Annotated in this window: 17 protein-coding genes; 10 read left to right on the forward strand and 7 right to left on the reverse strand. The window is 44.6% G+C overall.

Translation table 11 applies throughout. The features are described from left to right. Positions 1–7: 7 nt before the first annotated feature. The 3 genes from mfd to DC094_RS11535 form a co-directional block, all read right to left on the reverse strand. Complete coding sequence (mfd, locus tag DC094_RS11525) at positions 8–3,469, reverse strand: transcription-repair coupling factor (protein WP_116687267.1); 3,462 nt, start codon at positions 3,467–3,469, stop codon at positions 8–10. 740 nt (positions 3,470–4,209) lie between these two features. Continuing rightward, complete coding sequence (locus DC094_RS11530; protein ID WP_116687268.1) at positions 4,210–5,103, reverse strand: carbon-nitrogen hydrolase; 894 nt, start codon at positions 5,101–5,103, stop codon at positions 4,210–4,212. 132 nt (positions 5,104–5,235) lie between these two features. Then, positions 5,236–6,297 carry an agmatine deiminase family protein gene (locus DC094_RS11535; RefSeq protein ID WP_158527301.1) on the reverse strand — a complete coding sequence of 354 codons (1,062 nt, stop codon included), beginning with the start codon at positions 6,295–6,297 and terminating at the stop codon, positions 5,236–5,238. 139 nt (positions 6,298–6,436) lie between these two features. On the opposite strand from DC094_RS11535, the gene DC094_RS11540 reads away from it, so the two are divergent. Beyond that, complete coding sequence (locus DC094_RS11540) at positions 6,437–7,489, forward strand: hypothetical protein (RefSeq protein WP_116687270.1); 1,053 nt, start codon at positions 6,437–6,439, stop codon at positions 7,487–7,489. A gap of 98 nt (positions 7,490–7,587) precedes the next feature. On the opposite strand, the gene DC094_RS11545 is transcribed toward DC094_RS11540, so the two are convergent. Both DC094_RS11545 and DC094_RS11550 read right to left on the reverse strand, forming a co-directional pair. Beyond that, entirely contained in the window at positions 7,588–7,917 is a 330-nt protein-coding gene (locus DC094_RS11545) for a hypothetical protein (protein WP_116687271.1), read from the reverse strand. Beyond that, on the reverse strand, positions 7,917–8,606 hold the full coding sequence (locus DC094_RS11550; RefSeq protein ID WP_116687272.1) for a PilZ domain-containing protein: 690 nt from the start codon (positions 8,604–8,606) through the stop codon (positions 7,917–7,919). The genes DC094_RS11545 and DC094_RS11550 overlap by 1 nt, the downstream gene beginning before the upstream one ends. 167 nt (positions 8,607–8,773) lie before the next feature. Between DC094_RS11550 and DC094_RS11555 the strand changes: the two genes are divergently transcribed. Next, positions 8,774–10,018 (forward strand): lipoprotein-releasing ABC transporter permease subunit, encoded by a 1,245-nt coding sequence (locus tag DC094_RS11555; RefSeq protein ID WP_116687273.1) that lies wholly within the window; start codon positions 8,774–8,776, stop codon positions 10,016–10,018. Continuing rightward, on the forward strand, positions 10,011–10,751 hold the full coding sequence (gene lolD / locus DC094_RS11560) for a lipoprotein-releasing ABC transporter ATP-binding protein LolD (protein WP_241504037.1): 741 nt from the start codon (positions 10,011–10,013) through the stop codon (positions 10,749–10,751). Before DC094_RS11555 ends, lolD begins: the two co-directional genes overlap by 8 nt. A gap of 28 nt (positions 10,752–10,779) precedes the next feature. Here lolD and DC094_RS11565 read toward each other — a convergent pair whose 3' ends face one another. Together DC094_RS11565 and DC094_RS11570 are read right to left on the reverse strand one after the other, a co-directional pair. Next, positions 10,780–12,087, reverse strand: a complete 1,308-nt coding sequence (locus DC094_RS11565; RefSeq protein WP_116687274.1) for a hypothetical protein — start codon at positions 12,085–12,087, stop codon at positions 10,780–10,782. A 47-nt stretch (positions 12,088–12,134) separates the two neighbouring features. Further along, a complete protein-coding gene (locus DC094_RS11570) occupies positions 12,135–12,647 on the reverse strand; it encodes a DUF2062 domain-containing protein (protein ID WP_116687275.1) in 513 nt (170 codons plus the stop codon). A gap of 32 nt (positions 12,648–12,679) precedes the next feature. Here DC094_RS11570 and DC094_RS11575 point away from each other — a divergent pair, with 32 nt between their 5' ends. From DC094_RS11575 to DC094_RS11605, 7 genes are all read left to right on the forward strand, one after another. After that, positions 12,680–14,950 carry a DNA internalization-related competence protein ComEC/Rec2 gene (locus tag DC094_RS11575; RefSeq protein WP_255420897.1) on the forward strand — a complete coding sequence of 757 codons (2,271 nt, stop codon included), beginning with the start codon at positions 12,680–12,682 and terminating at the stop codon, positions 14,948–14,950. Positions 14,951–15,026: 76 nt separating this feature from the next. Beyond that, positions 15,027–15,683, forward strand: coding sequence for a MotA/TolQ/ExbB proton channel family protein (locus DC094_RS11580; protein ID WP_116687277.1), 657 nt, complete (start codon positions 15,027–15,029; stop codon positions 15,681–15,683). Further along, entirely contained in the window at positions 15,680–16,105 is a 426-nt protein-coding gene (locus DC094_RS11585; protein WP_116687278.1) for an ExbD/TolR family protein, read from the forward strand. The genes DC094_RS11580 and DC094_RS11585 overlap by 4 nt, the downstream gene beginning before the upstream one ends. Further along, positions 16,098–17,114 carry a tetraacyldisaccharide 4'-kinase gene (gene lpxK / locus DC094_RS11590; RefSeq protein ID WP_116687279.1) on the forward strand — a complete coding sequence of 339 codons (1,017 nt, stop codon included), beginning with the start codon at positions 16,098–16,100 and terminating at the stop codon, positions 17,112–17,114. The genes DC094_RS11585 and lpxK overlap by 8 nt, the downstream gene beginning before the upstream one ends. After that, the gene (locus tag DC094_RS11595) at positions 17,107–17,286 is read left to right on the forward strand and encodes a Trm112 family protein (RefSeq protein WP_116687280.1); all 180 of its coding nucleotides are present in this window, start codon (positions 17,107–17,109) and stop codon (positions 17,284–17,286) included. Before lpxK ends, DC094_RS11595 begins: the two co-directional genes overlap by 8 nt. After that, entirely contained in the window at positions 17,283–18,038 is a 756-nt protein-coding gene (gene kdsB, locus DC094_RS11600; protein ID WP_116687281.1) for a 3-deoxy-manno-octulosonate cytidylyltransferase, read from the forward strand. Before DC094_RS11595 ends, kdsB begins: the two co-directional genes overlap by 4 nt. Positions 18,039–18,249: 211 nt before the next feature. Then, positions 18,250–19,278 (forward strand): transposase, encoded by a 1,029-nt coding sequence (locus tag DC094_RS11605; RefSeq protein WP_133245529.1) that lies wholly within the window; start codon positions 18,250–18,252, stop codon positions 19,276–19,278. Positions 19,279–19,401: the final 123 nt, after the last annotated feature.

Here is a 19,401-nt window from a genome sequence, read left to right on the forward strand (position 1 = left end):
TGACGTTTTATTTCCTTTCCAGCAAATCGAAAAAACGGAACACGCGTTCTAATCGCTGATCGGCATTTTCATCGGCTGAAGGCATTCTGATGCGATTAGGTCCATCTAGCTGATATTCTCTCGGCTTTTTCTGCAACATTTCAAACAGTCGGCCGGGCTCAGCATTCGGTTGATCTGTGAATTCTACCCGGATTGAATCCTTGGGAACATCTATTCGAGCAATTCCAGCCAATTCTGCTCGCTGTTTTAGACTGGTAACCCTAAATAGATTTTTCGCCTGCGCCGGTAATAAGCCAAAACGGTCGATCATTTCTACTTGAAGTGCTCGCAAACTTTCAGCATTTTTACAGCTAGCAATTCGTTTGTAGAGCACCAGTCTGGCTTGTACGTCTGGCAAATAATCATCTGGAATCAATGCCGGAATGCGCAGATCTACTTCGCTACCTGCATTCAACGGCGTATTTAATTCTGGTTGTTTGCCAGCTTTTAATTGAGAGACTGCCTGATCGAGCATTTCCATATATAAAGTAAAGCCGATACTGGCGATTTGTCCGCTTTGACCTTCGCCAAGCAATTCACCCGCGCCGCGAATTTCCAAATCCTGACTAGCCAGTGCAAAACCAGCGCCCAAATCTTGGAAGCTCTCAATTGCCAACAGCCGTTTTTGAGCGTCAGCACTGATGGCAGATTGATGCGGTGTTAGCAAATAAGCGTAGGCTTGATGATAAGAGCGTCCGACGCGACCGCGAAGCTGGTGCAACTGGGCTAGGCCAAATTTATCGGCCCGATCAATCACCATGGTGTTGGCGTTGGGAATATCGATGCCTGTTTCAATAATGGTGGTACATACCAGTACGTTGCAGCGTTGGTGGTGGAAATCAGTCATCACTTTTTCCATTTGCTGCTCGCTCATTTGGCCATGGGCAAATGCTACACGTGCCTCTGGAATGAGTTCGGCTAATTCTTCGGTGCAGCGTTCGATCGAGTCAACTTGGTTGTACACATAATAAACCTGGCCGCCACGAAGGATTTCACGAAGTACCGCCTCGCGAATCAGCCCCATGTTTTTTTCACGAACAAAGGTTTTAATCGCTAATCGACGCGCCGGTGGTGTAGTGATGATCGACAAATCTCTCATGCCAGCCATCGACATGTTTAAGGTGCGTGGAATTGGTGTCGCGGTCATGGTTAAAATATCAATTTCGGCGCGCAATGAACGTAGCTTTTCTTTTTGACGGACACCAAACCTGTGTTCTTCATCAATCACGACTAACCCAAGCTCTCGGAACTTTACTTCGTTGCTTAACAGTCGATGGGTGCCAATGATTAAATCGACTTTACCCTCGCTTAAATCACCGAGAAGGCTTTTTTGTTTAGCGCCGGTAGTAAAACGAGACACGACTTCAACCCGAATTGGCCAATCGGCAAATCTATCTCGAATATTTTCATAATGTTGCTGGGCCAGCAGGGTGGTCGGCACTAAGATTGCGACTTGCTTACCACCTTGAATCGCCAGAAAAGCAGCGCGAATTGCCACTTCGGTTTTACCGAAACCCACATCGCCACAGATCAGGCGATCCATCGCGGTGTTCTCGGTCATATCACCTATTACTGCACCAATCGCTAATTTCTGGTCATCGGTTTCTTCAAAGGGGAAGCTGGCAGCAAAGGTTTGATAATGTTCATCGGGCAGATCAAAAGCAAAACCAGGTTTAGCGGCTCTTTGCGCATAAACATCTAATAGTTCAGCGGCAACATCGCGAATTTTCTCAGCGGCTTTGCGTTTGGCTTTGTTCCATTTATCGCTGCCTAATTTATTCAGCGAAACCGTATCTTGGTCGTGACCGCTGTAGCGGCTTATTTTTTCCATTGCCGCAACCGGCACATAGATTTTATCGCCCTTGGCGTATTCCAACACCAAATATTCAGCTTCCAGTCCGCCGCTTTGTAAAATTTGTAAGCCGACATAACGGCCAATACCATGGTCAATATGCACCACGGCGGCGCCTTCGCGCAGTTCGGCCAAATTTCGAATGGCTAGATCTGGATCTTGCTTAGCGGCTTTTTTCCGCTGCTGACTGACCCTTTCACCGAGTAAGTCAGACTCACTGACTAAAATAAAAGCTGGCTGCTTTGTGGCGGATGGAATGGAAAAACCATACTCGCAGGGTGCAACCACAATATTCAGTGGCTGATCGGATTCAATTGCTTCTTGCCAGCTATTGCAGCCATGGGGGTGAATTTTATGGCTATGCAATAAATCGAGCAGGGCTTCCCGGCGACCGGCAGATTCAGCGGTAAAAATAATCGGCAGTTTGCTACGATCAATCAGTGATTGCAGTAAGACAAACGGGTTGTCGGCTTTAGCATCAATTTGTAGCTCAGGCAATCCATCCAGTTGAATGTCTTTTTTGCGACCGCGATTACCAATCGATTCAGTAAACAATTCCAGTCTTGGATATAAATTTAACTCAGAAAAACATTTATCTGAACTGAGAAATAATTCATCTGGGCGTAACAAAGGCCGGTCGTAATCAACATTGTAGTTTTCGTAACGACTAACAATTTCGCTTTGGAAATGATCTAACGCTTGGTCAATCTGCGGTAGATTAATTGCCAGCGTATTTTTTGGTAAATAATCAAAAATATTGGCAATATTTTCATGAAACAACGGCAAATAATATTCAATGCCCGAGGGCGCAATACCTTTGCTTACATCTTGGTAGATAAAACTTTTGGTGTGATCAGGAAAACGACTACGCCAGTTCTTACGGAAGAACTGAATGCACTTTTCATCTAAGGCGAATTCTCGTGCCGGTAACAGCTCGATTTTTTGTAGCACCTCAGTAGAGCGCTGATTTTCAGGATCAAACTGACGAATGCTTTCAACTTCATCATCGAGCAAATCTACCCGGTAGGGTGATGGGCTGCCAGATGGCCATAAATCAAATAATGAGCCACGAACCGCAAATTCACCCGGTTCAGTCACTTGCGATACGCATAGGTAACCGGCTTGTTCCAGTCGACTGCGCCACTGGTTGATATCAATGAAATCGCCCGATTGGATGACCAAGGTGTGGGCATGCAAATGGCTGGCCGGTGGCATCGGCATCATCAAGGTATTGGCCGATATCAGCAATACACCTTGAGTCTGCTGTGGCAACTGAAACAGCAGTCGGGCACGGCGAGAGATGATTTCTTGATGCGGCGAAAAAGTATCGTAGGGCAAGGTTTCCCAATCTGGAAACAAATGCACTGGTATTTTGTCGCCGACAAAGAAACGGATCTCTGCACGGAGCTTTTCCAGGTGGGTTTGGTCCGGTGCAATCAGCAGAATCGGTCGATTTTCTGATTGGGCAATTTGCGCCAAGCTCCAGCCAAGGGCTGGGGTTGCCAGATTACCGAGTTGCTTTCGATCACCCGCCGCAACCGGTAGGTCAATTTGATTCAGAGGATTTTGCGAAGTCACAGTGGTTAAAAGGCCTGCTACAAGCTGTTAAAGGCAAATGTCTATGGCGGGCAACTATAGCAGTTGTCACGGGAATTGATAGTCGGTGGTGGTTTTTTATACAGTACATGGTGGTGGTGATTGGCTTGTCGTAATTCAAGCAAAATGAACCTTAGGACTACAGAATTTAATAAATCCCCCAAACCTGAAACGTCGGATGCGCCGTGGCTTACCCGACCTTGTATCTGACTTAGGTAAGCACGTAGTGCGACTCGAGGTTGTACAGAACAATTTATATTTTCTGCGGCCCTTAGGTGGTGTTGGGTGCTAGAGAATCTCAATATTTCATAGCGAAACCAGAGAAGTGTAATTATCACAGCACCTACATTTAATGTTTTGAATAAGTTTTGCTGCAAATTTTCCTATCTTTGCTAGCCGTCGTGCTATCAGAGTTATACGGTGTTTCAGTTGTAATATAAAAAATTGGATGAGTATTTGATTATGCTGTGAATATCATGGTTTTTATTGTAGCTTGCTGAGAATACAAAAATAGAGCTAAAAGTCTTGTGTTGTTAATTGGTTAATGTAGCATCGGAATAGAAATAGCGGCTAATAAAAACGATGTTGTAGTTGAGCTAGGGAAAGCTAAAAAGTTATTTGATGCTGAAATGATAAGTGATTCCGAATATCAAGAAATAAAATCTAAGATACTAGCTAGTAGTTTCTAAATTAAGCGCTGTTGGACTACAGCGCTTTTCAGTTTAATCAATAAACCTTTTGGTTAAATCCCCATATTCATCAATTCTCCGGTCACGGAAAAATGGCCAAATGCGGCGGACATTTTCACTGTGTGCCAAGTCCAGTTCGGCGATTAACAATTCCGGTTGAACCTCAGCTTTGGCGAGGAATTCACCTTGTGGCCCGGTGATAAAACTGCCGCCCCAGAAATCGATACCACCAGTGTGATTGAGTGCGCCTTCGGGTGATGCTTCAAAGCCAGTGCGGTTGCAGCTGAGTACCGGTAGGCCGTTAGCTACCGCATGGCCACGTTGCACCGTTTGCCATGCGTCGAGTTGACGGTCTTTTTCGGCTTGATCATCAGCAGGGTCCCAGCCAATTGCGGTGGGGTAAAGCAAGATTTCTGCACCGGCGAGTGCCATTAAACGTGCGGCTTCCGGGTACCATTGATCCCAGCAGACTAATAAGCCTAATCGGCCGACTGAAGTATTAATCGGTTTAAAACCGATATCGCCCGGTGTGAAATAAAACTTCTCATTAAATCCTGGGTCATCGGGAATGTGCATTTTGCGGTAAATGCCGGCTAATGAACCGTCGCTGTCTAATACCACGCCTGTGTTGTGATAAATGCCGGCAGTGCGTCGTTCAAATACTGAACCAACAATCACGATGTTTAATTGTTTAGCTAAAGCACTGAGCCAATCGGTGGTTGGGCCGGGAATAGATTCGGCGCGATCAAATTCATTTAATGCCTGCTGTTGGCAAAAATAAGCGCCGTTATGCAGTTCTGGTAGCAAAATTAATTTAACATTTTGCGCTGCAGCTTGGCGGATAGTTTGTTCCAGCAAATGCTTTGATTGCTCGGTATTGTCAGGAATTTGAGCCTGAACCAGTGCGACTTTAAGTTTTTTGTTCATAATCAGAATCTTTTGATAGGCAATGTGAGCAAAATGAATGATTAATTACTTGGCCTGTTCACGTCATTGTCCATGGATCACTGCCATCCATGGCGAGGATGAGATGGTGGTCGGTAACTAACATTCACGCCATTAAATTTTTGGAAGCTGCATACTTAAACAATGCAAGCTGCCATTTTGTTCAATTAATGCCCTGCAACTGAGGCCGATTGCTTGGCGATCTGGAAAGCAATCACCGAGAATCTGCAAAGCAGTAGCATCTTGTGCTACGCCATATTGTGGCACCAACACTGCACCATTCACCAATACGAAATTAATATAGCTGGCAGGCACTCGGCGGTTGTCGCAGTCAAAAATAGGGTCTGGCTGAGGCATCGCAATCAGATCGAAATCAGGTTGATTGTTGGGTCGCTGCAATGTCAGTAGTTCACGCTGCATTTTATTCAGCGCCGAATAATTTTCATCATCTGTTTGATCGCACTGCAAATAAACAATGCAGTTTTTTGAGACAAATCGCGCCAGATTATCGATATGGCTGTCGGTGTCATCACCAGATAAGCCACCTTCAGATAACGAATAGACTTCGCTGGCACCGGTCAATTCGGACAGTTTTTTTAAAATCTGTTGGCGTGATAAATCTGGGTTGCGCTTTGGATGCATCACACAAGCATCGGTGGTTAGCAGCACGCCAGCACCATTACTTTCCAGACCGCCACCTTCAAACACTAAAGCTTGATGGTTCCATTGTGGCTGCGGGTGATTGGAATAAAGTTCAGTCAGCGCCTCAACCATCACAGGGTCTGCAGCTGCGGCAGCATCTAGCGCATGGTCATATTTTTGACCCCAGCCATTAAACACCAAGTTAAGTAGTTGCGGCTTGCCATCGACCTGTAGGGTGAGCGGGGCAAAGTCTCGACACCAGGTATCGTTAGTTGCAATCAAAAGTGGTTGGATTTGACTGAAATCGGCACCGGCTTTTTTCAGCCACGGCTGAGCCTGTTGCCAAGTTGCCTCATCATGGCAAATCAACAATAGCTTTTGAAAACGAGTAATGGTTGCTGCGAATGCAGCAAATTCAGGAGCGACTCGATCAATTTGCTCAAACCAGTCTGATTGTTGGTGGGGCCAGCAAAGCAAAGTGGCAATTTGATCGTGCCACTCATTGTGGAGTCGTTTACTAGATTGATGTTGCAAAATGCGGCTTCAAAGTGTGTTGTTACATAGCGGGCATTCTACTATGAGAAGGGTAATAGTGCGCCTTGAATTTAATATTTAAGGGTGATCGGTCTGATTAGGCGTTAATGCTTTGCTTTCCATGGAGAGGAATTTAATAGTGCGACCAATTCTGAAGGTAGCTTTAAACTATCACAGTCATTTTGGGTTGAAAGGATTGCCGAAAATAGAAATCGTTAACCGATGCAGCATTCAAATCCACTCTTACTCAGGTCAAGCAGATAAAACCGATTCAAATGGCAGAAAGGTGTGGTCGAGCTACTCACCATTTGTTTGTGAAGCTAGTTTTGAACCCAAAGTGGTGTTGCCATCATGGATTATGAGCTTAGAGCCAACTGCTAAATTAGTGCAAGGGATGAGTGCTTTTGAAAGAAGTTTTATTGATGGATTTAGTTTTACTAATTTTCCCGAATACAATGATTCAGCAAGCGAAATTCTGGAGCCGGCTAAGAAAATGTTTACATATGGAGGCTTACATGAATTTAATAGTGATCACCTAATGAAAAGCAAGGGTGATAAGCACTTAGCCTTAGGTGTATCGTACCCATTAAAAGAGCAGTTGCTCAGGTATGAAGAGTTTGCCCACAAAAAAAATGCTATCTCATATTCTGATTATCATCTAAATAGCCAATATTTAATGCCGCATTCTCTCGAGTTTGATGGTGGTGTAGTTCCTATTTCAACAGTCTATTTTGAAGCTGACCCTGATTTATATTGGCGGCGTTTTTTGTCGTCAGTCGTCAGGGTGATTTGTGACAAAAGAAAGTTGTTATTTAATTTAGATACAATGACGTTGGATTTATTTCGAATGGATAAGACTTACTCAAACATGTCTTCTGCTTTTACTCGTTTAGGTGGGGCCAATAGAGAATTGACGTTTACAAATCAAGAGTTAGCGATGGCGCTTGGCAATATTTTAGTCTATTGCCATACAGAGTTTTACGCTAACAGTGATTCTGAAGAACCACTTAAACCAGTAGATATATCTTCTTTGGGGTTGGGGTTATATCACCCTAGAAGATTCGAAGGCTTTGATGCGTTACTGATAAAATTATTGGGAATAGGGAAAGCTGAAAACTTGTATGCGCATTATTTAAAATATTATTCAAAGCAACTGGCCAAGCGAAATTGTTTTCCGTGCTACTCCCAATAATTTGTATTATTTTGATGATGCGCGAAATAGCTCAGTAGACCAGCTGAAAGCTAAAACTTAGCATCGCAGACAGCTGTCACTTCAAACTTTTAGTTGCACTACTCTTGAGTAGCTGCCTGATCTTGTTTTGATACAAATTTTACAACGCTATGGATTACTCTGTCTGATTCAAAATGCACCACAAACTCGGAGTATTCCCAACGTGTGATGGGCGGTTGACCAACGGTTGCGGAAATACCGACAGGTTCACCAAATATTTTGCGAACATTTTCCATCTCGACGCCACGTTTTGGCATCTCCATTTCTTTGTCGACGCTTTGTTTGTTGATGGCGATGGTGATGACTTCAGCCTGAACGGATGGCAAAACACCCGCGGTTAACATCAAGCTGATTAATGGTAGGCAAAGGGATTTCAGTTGAAATTTCATCACAAGTTCCTTGCAAAAGTGCGAGTTGTTTTTTTTATGCTGCTCGAACTGGGTCGAGACAGAGTTTTTTTGCGAAAACGTGACGACTGCTTTAAAGCCACGTGACGTGCTAGTTGTTCGCGGTCACGTTCTTCCATTTTTTCATAGCGTAATGAAACGCGCCATTGGCGTTCAATATCCATTTTGCTGCAATCGACAACCTTGGCTCTGCAATCAATCAAAATGGCAGAGGCGGGCAGGAACATTTTTAACCGCACGAAGCTTCTGTTAGTGAAAGGTTTGTCTGAAATAAATGCTAAACCACCGGCACTCAGGTTGACTGAAATTTGTGATAAATCTTCTAGCGGTTGCTCGCTTTTTAACAGCGAGTGGTGTGCCAGCAGCATCATTTTACAATTTAATGTACGCAGGCAGTTGCCGAGCTCCGGGTCACGTTGTTCCATTCGCCGAAGTAGCGGTAGAAGTTCATTATCCAGATCAGATAAACCATCAAGTAAATGGTCGAGTGTCTTGGCTTCAGTGCTGGACTGCTGCTCGGCACTGATCGACTGGCAATCGAGATAGATCTGATCTCTGATTCGGTAAAATTCGCGCCGTTCCTGCATTTTGACTCTTTCGCTGGTTGGCTGGCTGATTATTGGGCATTGTTTTGATGAAAGTTTTGCTAATAAAGCACTACTGCTTGGCATAGCCGCTGTTTGGCCGTAATCGTGGCTATGTCTAACTCACAGATTAATCTATCACTGGATTCAATAACAGTGCATATAACCAAACCAATTCAAAATGGGCAATAGACAGCTTGAAATGGCTTGGGTATATGGTCTAATAGCGGCCACTATTCGATTGATGTCAGCGCATGTTTAGACCGCTATCACTTTATATCGGGTTACGTTATACCCGGGCCAAACGCCGAACTCATTTCATCTCTTTCATATCTATGATCTCGATAGCCGGTATGGCGCTGGGTATTCTGGCGTTGATCACTGTGTTGTCTGTTATGAACGGCTTTCAAAAAGAGCTACAAAGTCGGATTCTCGGAATGGCGCCCCATGCGACCATTACCGAATATCCTGGGCCGATGAAAGACTGGCAAACCGCAGCCGATACTGCCAAAACCAATCCGCAGGTCACGGGTGCTGCACCTTTTATCAATGGTCAAGGAATGTTCACATTTTCCGGCCGGGTGCAGGGCGCATTAATTCAAGGAATTTTGCCTGAAGTTGAATCAGAGGTATCTGATCTTGCCAGCAATATGGTGGAGGGTGATTTACAAGGTTTGCTGCCGGGTGATTTTAAGGTGGTGATGGGTTCTCAGCTGGCTGCGTCTTTAGGGCTGCAGTTGGGTGACAAGGTGACGATGATTATCCCTACGGCCAACGTTACTCTTGCTGGTGCTATGCCACGCTTCCGGCGTTTTACGCTTTCGGGCATTTTTGAAGTGGGTTACCAGTTCGATAGCAGCCTAGCATTAATTAACCTATCCGATGCGCAAAAACTGTTTCGTTTAAAAGATTCGGTTTCGGGGGTTCGATTACGCCTTAAAGATATTTACCAGTCGCGTGAAATCGCTCGTGAAGTCGCCAGAGAACTAGACGGCCCGCACGGCATCAGTGATTGGACCCGTGAACATGGCAATTTTTTTGCCGCGGTGCAAATGGAAAAAAAGGTAATGTTTTTGATTCTGCTGTTAATTGTTGCAGTGGCTTCATTCAATATTGTCTCGACACTGGTGATGCTAGTGACCGACAAGCAAGCGGATATAGCGATTTTACGAACACTGGGCACGTCGCCCGCTGAAATCATGCAGATATTTATAGTGCAGGGCGTCTGGATTGGTATTTTCGGTACCTTACTCGGCACGATTGGTGGTGTTGCGCTGGCGTTGAATGTTACCGATTTGGTGGCGTGGATTGAGCAAGTCAGTGGCAGTCAGATCTTGGCATCTGATGTTTATTACATTAGCTTCTTGCCTTCAGAATTACGTTGGATGGATGTGATCACGATTGGCTGTGCATCATTGGTGATGAGTTTTATTGCTACCTTGTATCCAGCCTGGAGAGCATCTCGAGTGAAGCCAGCGGAGGCGCTCCGTTATGAGTAGTCAAATGAATAGCGATATTAATAATTCAGCCAGCGAGACAGCGGCTGATAATCAAGCAACGCCAGTGATTGAATGTCAAGGGATTGCCCGCTGTTACAAAGATGCTGGGCGTGAAATTGAAGTGATCAGCGATATTAATTTTAAAATTTATCGTGGTGAAAGCGTGGCGATTGTCGGCAGTTCGGGCTCCGGCAAAACCACCTTATTGAACATGCTTTGTGGACTGGATCACCCAACATCAGGAAAAGTACTGGTTGATGGAATTGATCTGTCTAGCTTGAGCGAGACGGCATTAGGCAAATTGCGTAACCGTAACTTGGGTTTTGTTTATCAGTTTCATCATCTGCTGCCAGAATTTACTGCGCTAGAAAATGTCGCTATGCCGATACTGATTGGCGGTGCGACACCAGAAGAAGCCCAGCAAAAAGCCAAGGTATTACTTGAACGAGTTGGATTGGGTGAACGATTGGAGCACAAGCCGGCAGAAATGTCGGGTGGTGAGCGTCAAAGAACCGCGATTGTTCGAGCGCTCGCTAATGACCCAGGTTGCTTGTTGGCCGATGAGCCGACTGGAAACCTTGATCGGCAAACTGCAGATGAAGTGTATAACCTAATGCTGGAATTACAGCAGGGTCTAGGCACTAGCTTTATTGTGGTAACCCATGACTTGGAATTAGCTGGGCGCATGGATCGATGTTTGACGATTAAAGATGGAAAGTTGTTGGCGCTATAAATTTCATTAACCAGGTTGGCAATCAATATTAATTACTTGCCAGCTTGGTTGATGTAAAACTAAGCGGTAGAGGAATGAATTTTTTATCCGCGGCAGACAAATGATGTTCTGTATCTGGAACAAAACTGAATAAATCAAAAGAATTGTTGTTTTTTAAGCATTCCAGCGCTTTAACGTATTGTGATTTGTAGTCGTGAATCAATCGATGTGAATCGTGGTGCCCAAGTGTCTGTCTGAGCATCATTGCGGGTAGCTGATATAAATGAGGGTGGCGTAAATGAAGCCCTGCGTTCATAAGCTGTTGCATAGATAAAGGTTGCTGGTCAGTTGCATTTTGGTAAAACTCACAGTGCATGTAGAAAGGTATAAAACTCAATACATTGGCGAGCTCAAATAGTGTAAATGTCACCCTTGGGATGTCTGCGTAATTCTGTTGTAGATGAGTCATAATATTTATTGGTTGACTGCCGTGAAATTCTGGATGGTAGCTTGGCTTTTGATCTAAATGTTCAGGGTTTATGCCTTCCAGTGAAAACTTTATTTTCCGATGATCTAAAACAGCTTTCATCATGGCTGAAATCACAAAGCTAGGTTGAAGATCTGCTGTCTTATAGACTACGCCGTTAGGATTAACGAACCCGGGATAGCCTAAGAAATATCCTAAATCCTTGTGAAACTCAGAATAGATTTTTGTATCGTGAGTTTTGGAAAATTCTTTCAAAGTTGCATTTGCGTCGCTCCCTATGGCAGAGAAAATGCCGCTCGGAAAATTTAATCCTAATGCAATGTCATTTAAGTGGTCACCTCTTTGAAAAAACATACTTTTCCAATTACGATCGAAGGGTGAGAGTGGCCGTGGCGGTGCAAGCCTGTCATGTTTTAAATAATAGTTTTCTAGTGCCCCCGTACTTAAAAAATAGTATCTGAATGCTTCCATGCTAAATTGCTTACGATGAAATATTGCTGGCTCAAGCATTCCGAAGTTGTAGCAAACTTCATATTCATTATTGAAGGGTTTGGTATTGAAAGGGTGGCTTTCAGAACTTACTGCTTCATTTGGTTCAAGTAACGTTTTGTTAATTCTAGCTGCTTGTGCTTCTCCTGAAATTTCCTGAGGAGAACAAAGTTGAACAGTTGAAGATTCACTGATTTGCAGATGTTTTTTCAGATAGCTAGTGGTAGAAAAAGGCCGTGTCGAAGTCGCTGGTGGTGAGAGAGAAAGATCGCGAGTGACGGTAGATACGCGAGTAGTAATGGTATGTAAGGTTCGGCCAGGTAGTTTAACGACGGTTCGGCTAAATTTAATTGTTGCCGAGACAAAAGTTGCTAAACGCATTTTACTTCCAGCTAATGATTTGGTTGTCAATTAGCTTAGAGCATTATTTAACGGCGAGTTGTTTTGCGAGCCAAAATTCTTTTCTGCATATTTTTCACTACTAATATTCGCCAAGTCACTCGAATAGCGAGATTAATAATTCCCAGCATTAAGCAACCGAGTAAGAAGGGTTGCCAAATATGCTGCAATCCGTGTGATAACCATTCAAAACTGAGTTCAAACTGAAACGGTATTTCAGATTTTCCGAGCGTCCAAGCACCTACTTTGTATGCGCCATAAAACATCGGCGGCATGGTGATCGGGTTGCTGACCCAGACCATGAGCACTGACATTGGAAGGTTTACTCCAAACACCAGCGCAAGCATTGCGGCCATCACCATCTGGAAAGGAACCGGAACAAAGGCTACAAATAGTCCTAGCGCACACCCACCAGCCAATGAACGGCGATTGAGATGCCAAATATTATCATTGTCCAAATGTTTGTTAAGAAACTGCAGATACTTGTTGCCACGAATCGAGCTAGCGTCTGGCAAAATTTTCTTAAAACGCTTTTTAGGCATCTTACTTCCAGGGTTGATGCATGATGATCCGGATGCCATTGGCATGCTTGATCGGATTGCTAATTGCGCAGTGGTTTGGGCCGCTGCAAATAATCTCTGTGACAGTTTTCATATTGATTTTTACATCAATAGCTTTGCGGCGTGTCTGGCCAATTGTGGTGATTTTTGGCTGGTTAGTTGCCAGTCATACCATAGTTGAAACACAACAACAGCAATTTCTCTATAGCCAGTTAGCGGGTGAACAACGGCTAACGGTTTTAATCGATGGATTACCTGAGCGCCGAGAAAGATACACAAGAGTTCGACTTAAAGTCTACCTTCCAGATCAGCCCAAGTTACACCAAGCAAAAATTCGTGCTTATTGGCCGCGATATAAACCGCTGCCATTACCCGGAAGTTATTGGAATATCAGAATTAAAATGAAACCAGTGGTGGGGCAGGTTAACCCGGGGCTTTTTGATTATGAACATTGGTTATTTCACCAAAAAATCGCAGCAACTGGATACATTACTGCTGCTTGGGCCAATCAGCGTATTGAAAGTTGTTTATGGTGCCGAGCGACGATCGATCGATGGCGGTTTAAAAGGCTAGAGCGGCTTTCTTTGTCTGATTTGTCTGCTAATGCCCGGCCTTTGGTGGCAGCCATGTCGTTAGGTAGCAGTAGTGATTTAACAGAATATCAATGGAAGCTATTGCGCGAAACCGGAACGGTTCATTTAATGGTGGTGTCCGGCCTGCACAGCGGTATTTTTTATGGATTGATGTTGGTGCTGCTATTAATGGCGATGGGCCTGCTACGCAAGTCACCCGGTGGTTGGAGAATATGCCTGTGGGGCGGCATGTTGGCCGCAGTTGGTTATGGTCTAGCCAGCGGGCTGGGTTTGTCGGTTTTCCGTTCTTTGTTAATGCTGTTTTTACTAACGCTTTGTATCGTTTTTGGTAAGCGAATTGCTGGGTTTGATCGGCTATTTGCTGCCGCAGCAATTTTGTTGTTGGTGAATCCGTTAGCAGCGGGTTTGGCTGGTTTCTGGCTGTCATTTTCTGCCGTGGGAATAATTTATTGGATTATTAGCGGCGGTGGGCGGCATTTATCTGGTTGGAGAGGGTTTGTCAGATTTCAATTAATGCTAGGGGTTGCTTTACTGCCCATGCAGCTTTTAGTGATTGGTGTTGGACCGGTAATGGCAATTTTAGCCAATCTGCTTTTAGTACCCTTAGTGAGCTTGCTAATTTTGCCGCTGTCGTTGGTTTGCGGATTACTATTTGAAATCACACCTTTAACTTGGCTGTTGAATCATTTGGCAGATTTTTTCTGGTGGTGGTTGGAGTTGTTGCAAGGCAAAGGTTTGTTGTTTGCTTCGGGAAGCTTTTTATTAAAGTTAATCGGTTTAATCTTGGTATTTATCGCTTTAATTCCTCTAGCGTGGCAGTGGCGAGGTGCACTTCTAATTAGTGGTTTATTGCTGGCATTCAACCAGCAAGTTATAAAGCCGCAGCAGTTAATTGTTGAATTGATGGATGTTGGTCACGGTCAGGCATTAATTGTTCGAGATGATAAGCATTTAATCTTACTTGATACTGGGCCAGCATTGGGGAATTTCAGCTCAGCAGAGCGGGTGTTGCTGCCTTACTTGCAGGCTAGGGGGTATTCGCAAATCGACTTATTAGTTTTGAGTCATCTCGATATGCGCCATGTCGGAGGAGCCGGGGTTCTTGCTACAGCAATGCCTGCCAAATTAACCTTGGCTGGTAACGCCAAGCAGATTAATCAAAAATGGTCATTGAATGCTTTGCCGTGTAAGACAGGTGATAGTTATCAGCTAGGAGATATTCGAGTGTCTGTTGTGTTAGCAAAAACGACGGGCAGCGAAGACAAACAGAGTTGTGCGATAGCGATTAATTACGGAAAAAGCCGCATATTAGTGATGGGGGATTTAGATAGGGTTGAAGAAAAGCGGTTATTGGATAATTTTCAGCTGACTACCAATGACCAGCAATTGATTCTGTTACCCGGTAAGCAAGGGGCTAAGAATGCCAGTTCTGAGCGGTTTGTGAAACAGATCAACCCTCAAATTGTGCTAATTAGCACAGGTTTTAAGATTACTAATGAATTGCCCGATCGAAATGTATTACAACGCTATCATTTAAATGACGCCCAATTATTCAGTACTGCATGTGATGGGATGATTCAGCTGGTGGTTGATGCGGGAGGCTCGGTCAAACAGATCGCAACTTCCCGGCTTGAAAATCAGTATTGGAGGCTACCAAGACGCGCAAGTTGTCGAAGATTGAGCTCAGGTTAAACTGCGGGGCTGACTTATCTATCTGCTGTGGTAGAGTTGTCGCCAAGAGAAGAACCGAAGCAAAAGGACTGTTCTGGTGTTTGAGATTATTAAGGCTGGCGGCCTCTTAATGCTGCCAATTGTTATTTGTTCCGTTGTTGCACTGACCATTATTGTTGAGCGTTTTTTCGCTTTGCGTGATGGCCAGGTTATTCCTGATAATCTGGTAGCTAAAGTCTGGTTAAATGTGCAAAACAAAGAAATGAACGAAGAGAAACTGGCCGATTTACGCCACGGTTCTCCGATGGGTCGAGTGCTTGCTGCAGGTATCTCTAATTTGAATACCAGCCGCGAAGTAATGAAAGATGCGATCGATGAAGCTGGCCGCCATGCGGTCATTCAACTTGAGCGTTTTCTAAACACATTAGGAATTATTGCCTCAGTGTCACCGTTGCTGGGTTTGCTAGGTACCGTGATCGGTATGATCAAGGTATTTACTGCAATCACCACTGTTGGTGTCGGTAACCCAGCTGTTCTAGCCGATGGTATCTCCCAGGCTTTGATTACTACGGCTGCTGGTATGAGTGTGGCGATTCCTGCTTTGATTGCTCACCGTTATTACCAGCGTCGAATCGATGAGCTGGCAATTACCATGGAGCAAGAAGCGGTAAAACTGGTCGATGTGATACATGGTGACCGCCGAAAGGATGAGCCAATGGATCATGCCGGGGGTAGCGCGGAGAGCGTCGCATGAGCTGGCGGGCCAAAACTAGAAGGGATGAACTGACTCCCGATATGATGCCGTTAATTGATGTAGTTTTTTTACTGCTGATCTTTTTTATGGTTTCAACTTCTTTTACCAGAGAAACCCAAATTACCTTGAGTTTGCCACAAGCTAATGGCCAACCAAGCGAAGTGATTGATGCACCGAAAGTGCTTGAAGTTAGTGTGGATGCACAAGGTTACTATTTTGTGAACTCACAAAAGCTGGTGAATAATAAGCAGCAAACCCTACAAAGGGCTATCGAGCAACAATCTGGTGGTGATTTAACCTTGCCGGTAATTATTAGCGCCGATGGCCAAGCACCGCATCAGTCGGTAGTGACCGCAATGGATGTATTAGGCCAGCAAGGCTTCACTAAATTAAGAATTGCAACGAGAAAACCGGATGAGTAAATCGGCAGGTGATGTTCTACGCCGCTGGCTAGAACCTGTCTTTCTCTCTTTGTGGTATCAAGATCAAAACAAATGGCTGGGATGGTTGCTTAAACCGCTCAGCCATTTGTTTGATTTTATTGTTTGCCGCAAGCGACACCAATATCTACTCGGTAAAAAAACTTCCTTTGCTGCGGGCGTTCCTACTATTGTTGTTGGAAATTTGACGGCGGGTGGCGCGGGTAAAACACCCCTTACCCTATGGTTGATTGATTGGGCTAAAGACAATGGCTTTAACCCGGGTGTGGTTAGTCGAGGTTATGGTAGTAGTTCAGATCAGCTGCGGTTGGTTGATGAGCAATCAACTGCTGCGGATGTCGGTGATGAACCTTTAATGATGTTTTTACGTGGCCAAACAAAAGTAGCGGTAGGCCGTGATCGTGTCGCGGTTGCCAAACTGCTGGTTGCCCAGGGCTGTGATTTACTGATTTGTGATGACGGCTTGCAGCATTATCGATTAGCTAGAGATATTGAAATTGCGGTTATTGATGGCCAACGCCGTTTCGGTAACCAAAAAATGCTACCTGCGGGGCCGCTTCGAGAGCCAGTAAGTCGTTTGGACAGCGTTGATTTTGTGGTTTGCAATGGTAGCGCTGGCCGTTCGGGTGAGTTTGAAATGCAGCTGCAGCCTGGCAAACTCCAGCCGTTACATTCAGATGAAACGGCGCTGGCGCCGCAATTAGGAAAAGTTTTAGCGGTTGCTGGCATCGGCAATCCGCAGCGTTTTCATAATACGCTGACACAGTTAGGCTTTTCTCCAGAATTAAAAGCTTTGCCAGACCATCACCATTATCAATTAGAAGATTTATCACCGAATGATGCTTTACCACTACTGATGACCGAGAAAGATGCCGTAAAATGTCGCCATCTGGAACGGCCGAACAGCTGGTATTTGCCGGTGACTGCCAAATTATCAAATGAGTTCTCCAGCCATTTGAAAACAAAATTAGCCGAGGTTACACATGGATAAGCGAGTATTGGATGTTTTGGTATGTCCACTTTGTAAAGGCAAGCTGATCTTTAAAGAGCAGCAAAATGAATTATGGTGCAAGGCTGATCGCTTAGCCTATCCAATTAATGAAGATATTCCGGTGATGCTAGAAGAACAAGCACGTCAGCTAACTGGGGAAGAAGTGCAGTGAGTTTTCACGTCATCATTCCTGCAAGATATGCTTCTTCTCGATTGCCAGGTAAGCCATTAGCCGATATTTGCGGCCAGACCATGATCGAAAGAGTCTGGCGCCAAGCGAAATTATCAGCTGCAGCAACCGTTACCGTTGCCACCGATGATCAACGTATTTTCGATCTGGTTAAATCGCTCGGTGCAGATGTTGTGATGACCGCAGCTGGTCATCCGTCTGGCACTGATCGTTTAGCAGAAGCGATTGGCAAACTGGGGCTGGCTGATGATGCGGTAGTGGTTAATGTTCAAGGTGATGAGCCTTTAATTCCGCCGCAGGTCATTAATCAGGTTGCTGGGAATTTAAAACAGCGTCCAGATTATTCGATGTCGACATTATGTGAGCCTATTACAGATATTGAATCGATGTTTAATGCCAATGCTGTCAAAGTGATAGCTGATAAATCGGGTAAAGCGATTTATTTTAGCCGCGCATCGATTCCATGGAATCGCGATGGTTTTTCATCGACTGAAAAGTCGATGGCACAAGATTCGCTGGCAGCGCGGCATATTGGTATTTATGGTTATCGCGCCGGTTTTGTACGCCAGTTTATTCAATGGGGTGCATGTCAGCTGGAGATGCTGGAATCTCTCGAGCAATTGCGGGCGATTTATCACGGCAAGAGCATTCATGTTGAAACTGCTTGTGCCGAGATTCCTCCCGGAATTGATAGCCCAGAAGATTTAGAATATGTGCGGAGTTTGTTGAGCTAAACATCTTATTTAATACCTGAATTTCCGATGGATCAAGGTGTTTGCTTGATCCACAATAGGTATTTGCCAGCCAAAGCTTTTTCTATGACCAGTTAAAAATATTCAATTTCCCCAATTGCAAAGCGCCAGCTAATATCAGTCAACCACTGAAATTAGCTGGAGTGGAATCAAATTATTAAGTGTTTGCTTAATAAATCGATCCAAATTCATTATGCCTGCACCACGTGCCATTCTGTTCGATCCAAAAGCTAATCCGTTCATCCATGCCTGTTCAAGATGCGTTAGGCGAGGGTGGTTGTGCGGTGAAGATCCGACCATCGTTCCCGAGCTTCGACAAAACTACGATCACCGCCGCCAGTGGATTGTCGATCGGCTAGCCTTACTGGTGAAAGCCTTTGCGATAGAAGTAGCAGCCTATGCCATCATGAGCAATCACTATCATCTGGTGCTGTTTGTCGATGTTTCAAAAGCTCAAGAATGGACCGATGATCAGGTGCTGACTCAATATTGCAAAGTCTTTAAGGGCGAACGCTTGGTGCAGAATTACCTCGATTCTCGTAAAAGAAAAGCAATGACCTCTGCAGAAAAAAATATGGCAGTCAGTTTCGCTGATATTTACCGAGAACGACTAATGAGTATTAGCTGGTTTATGCGAGCAATTAACGAGCCGCTAGCCCGCAAAGCCAACGCTGAAGATAAATGCACCGGCCGATTTTGGGAAGGTCGCTTTAAAGCACAAGCCTTGCTGGATGAACAAGCGCTGCTAACCTGCATGGCTTATGTCGATCTTAATTCACTGCGAGCAGGTATCGCCACAACCCCAGAAGATTCCGATTACACTTCGCTACAAGCCAGAATCAATATTAAAGAAAAACGAAACCTGAAATCGAGCTACCCCAGATTAAAATCGTTGCTTGAACCAAAAATGACAAAAGCACAACAAGCAAAGTGCTTACCTTTTAAATATTCAGATTACTTAGAACTTGTTGATACTAGCGCACGGATGGCCCGCCATGATAAAAAACACCGCATGTCGCAAGATTTACCGCCAATTTTTAATCGACTGAAATTGCGAGTCGATGCCACCGAATGGGCCAGCACCATGAGCGGTCGCGGGTTGTCGCTAATGAAACAATTTACTTCAGCGATTGGTAACTATGCCGACATATTAAAGTTCAAGCGACGTGCCCGAGAGCAATATAAATATAAAGAACAAAAGAAAGGGTTAGACCCCACCTAAGCCCACCCTGTTAATTTCCTAACGACCCATTGAAGATATTTTGATGCGAGCGCTAGCTGGTAGGCATTACTACGCCAGCTATCCAATAATGTTTGCTGAAAAACCGTCGAATGAACACTGGTT

Origin of the sequence: Pelagibaculum spongiae (assembly GCF_003097315.1) — a bacterium.
Lineage (GTDB): Bacteria > Pseudomonadota > Gammaproteobacteria > Enterobacterales > Pelagibaculaceae > Pelagibaculum > Pelagibaculum spongiae.

What these genes read in the sequence shown, in the direction of transcription:
- DC094_RS11585 (WP_116687278.1), top strand. Translation starts at nt 15,680, where the DNA reads ATGAGCTGGCGGGCCAAAACTAGAAGGGATGAACTGACTCCCGATATG.
- lolD (WP_241504037.1), top strand. Translation starts at nt 10,011, where the DNA reads ATGAGTAGTCAAATGAATAGCGATATTAATAATTCAGCCAGCGAGACA.
- DC094_RS11530 (WP_116687268.1), bottom strand. Translation starts at nt 5,103, where the DNA reads ATGAACAAAAAACTTAAAGTCGCACTGGTTCAGGCTCAAATTCCTGAC.
- DC094_RS11570 (WP_116687275.1), bottom strand. Translation starts at nt 12,647, where the DNA reads ATGCCTAAAAAGCGTTTTAAGAAAATTTTGCCAGACGCTAGCTCGATT.
- lpxK (WP_116687279.1), top strand. Translation starts at nt 16,098, where the DNA reads ATGAGTAAATCGGCAGGTGATGTTCTACGCCGCTGGCTAGAACCTGTC.
- DC094_RS11595 (WP_116687280.1), top strand. Translation starts at nt 17,107, where the DNA reads ATGGATAAGCGAGTATTGGATGTTTTGGTATGTCCACTTTGTAAAGGC.
- DC094_RS11555 (WP_116687273.1), top strand. Translation starts at nt 8,774, where the DNA reads ATGTTTAGACCGCTATCACTTTATATCGGGTTACGTTATACCCGGGCC.
- DC094_RS11545 (WP_116687271.1), bottom strand. Translation starts at nt 7,917, where the DNA reads ATGAAATTTCAACTGAAATCCCTTTGCCTACCATTAATCAGCTTGATG.
- DC094_RS11575 (WP_255420897.1), top strand. Translation starts at nt 12,680, where the DNA reads ATGCCATTGGCATGCTTGATCGGATTGCTAATTGCGCAGTGGTTTGGG.
- DC094_RS11565 (WP_116687274.1), bottom strand. Translation starts at nt 12,087, where the DNA reads ATGCGTTTAGCAACTTTTGTCTCGGCAACAATTAAATTTAGCCGAACC.
- DC094_RS11605 (WP_133245529.1), top strand. Translation starts at nt 18,250, where the DNA reads ATGCCTGCACCACGTGCCATTCTGTTCGATCCAAAAGCTAATCCGTTC.
- DC094_RS11550 (WP_116687272.1), bottom strand. Translation starts at nt 8,606, where the DNA reads ATGCCAAGCAGTAGTGCTTTATTAGCAAAACTTTCATCAAAACAATGC.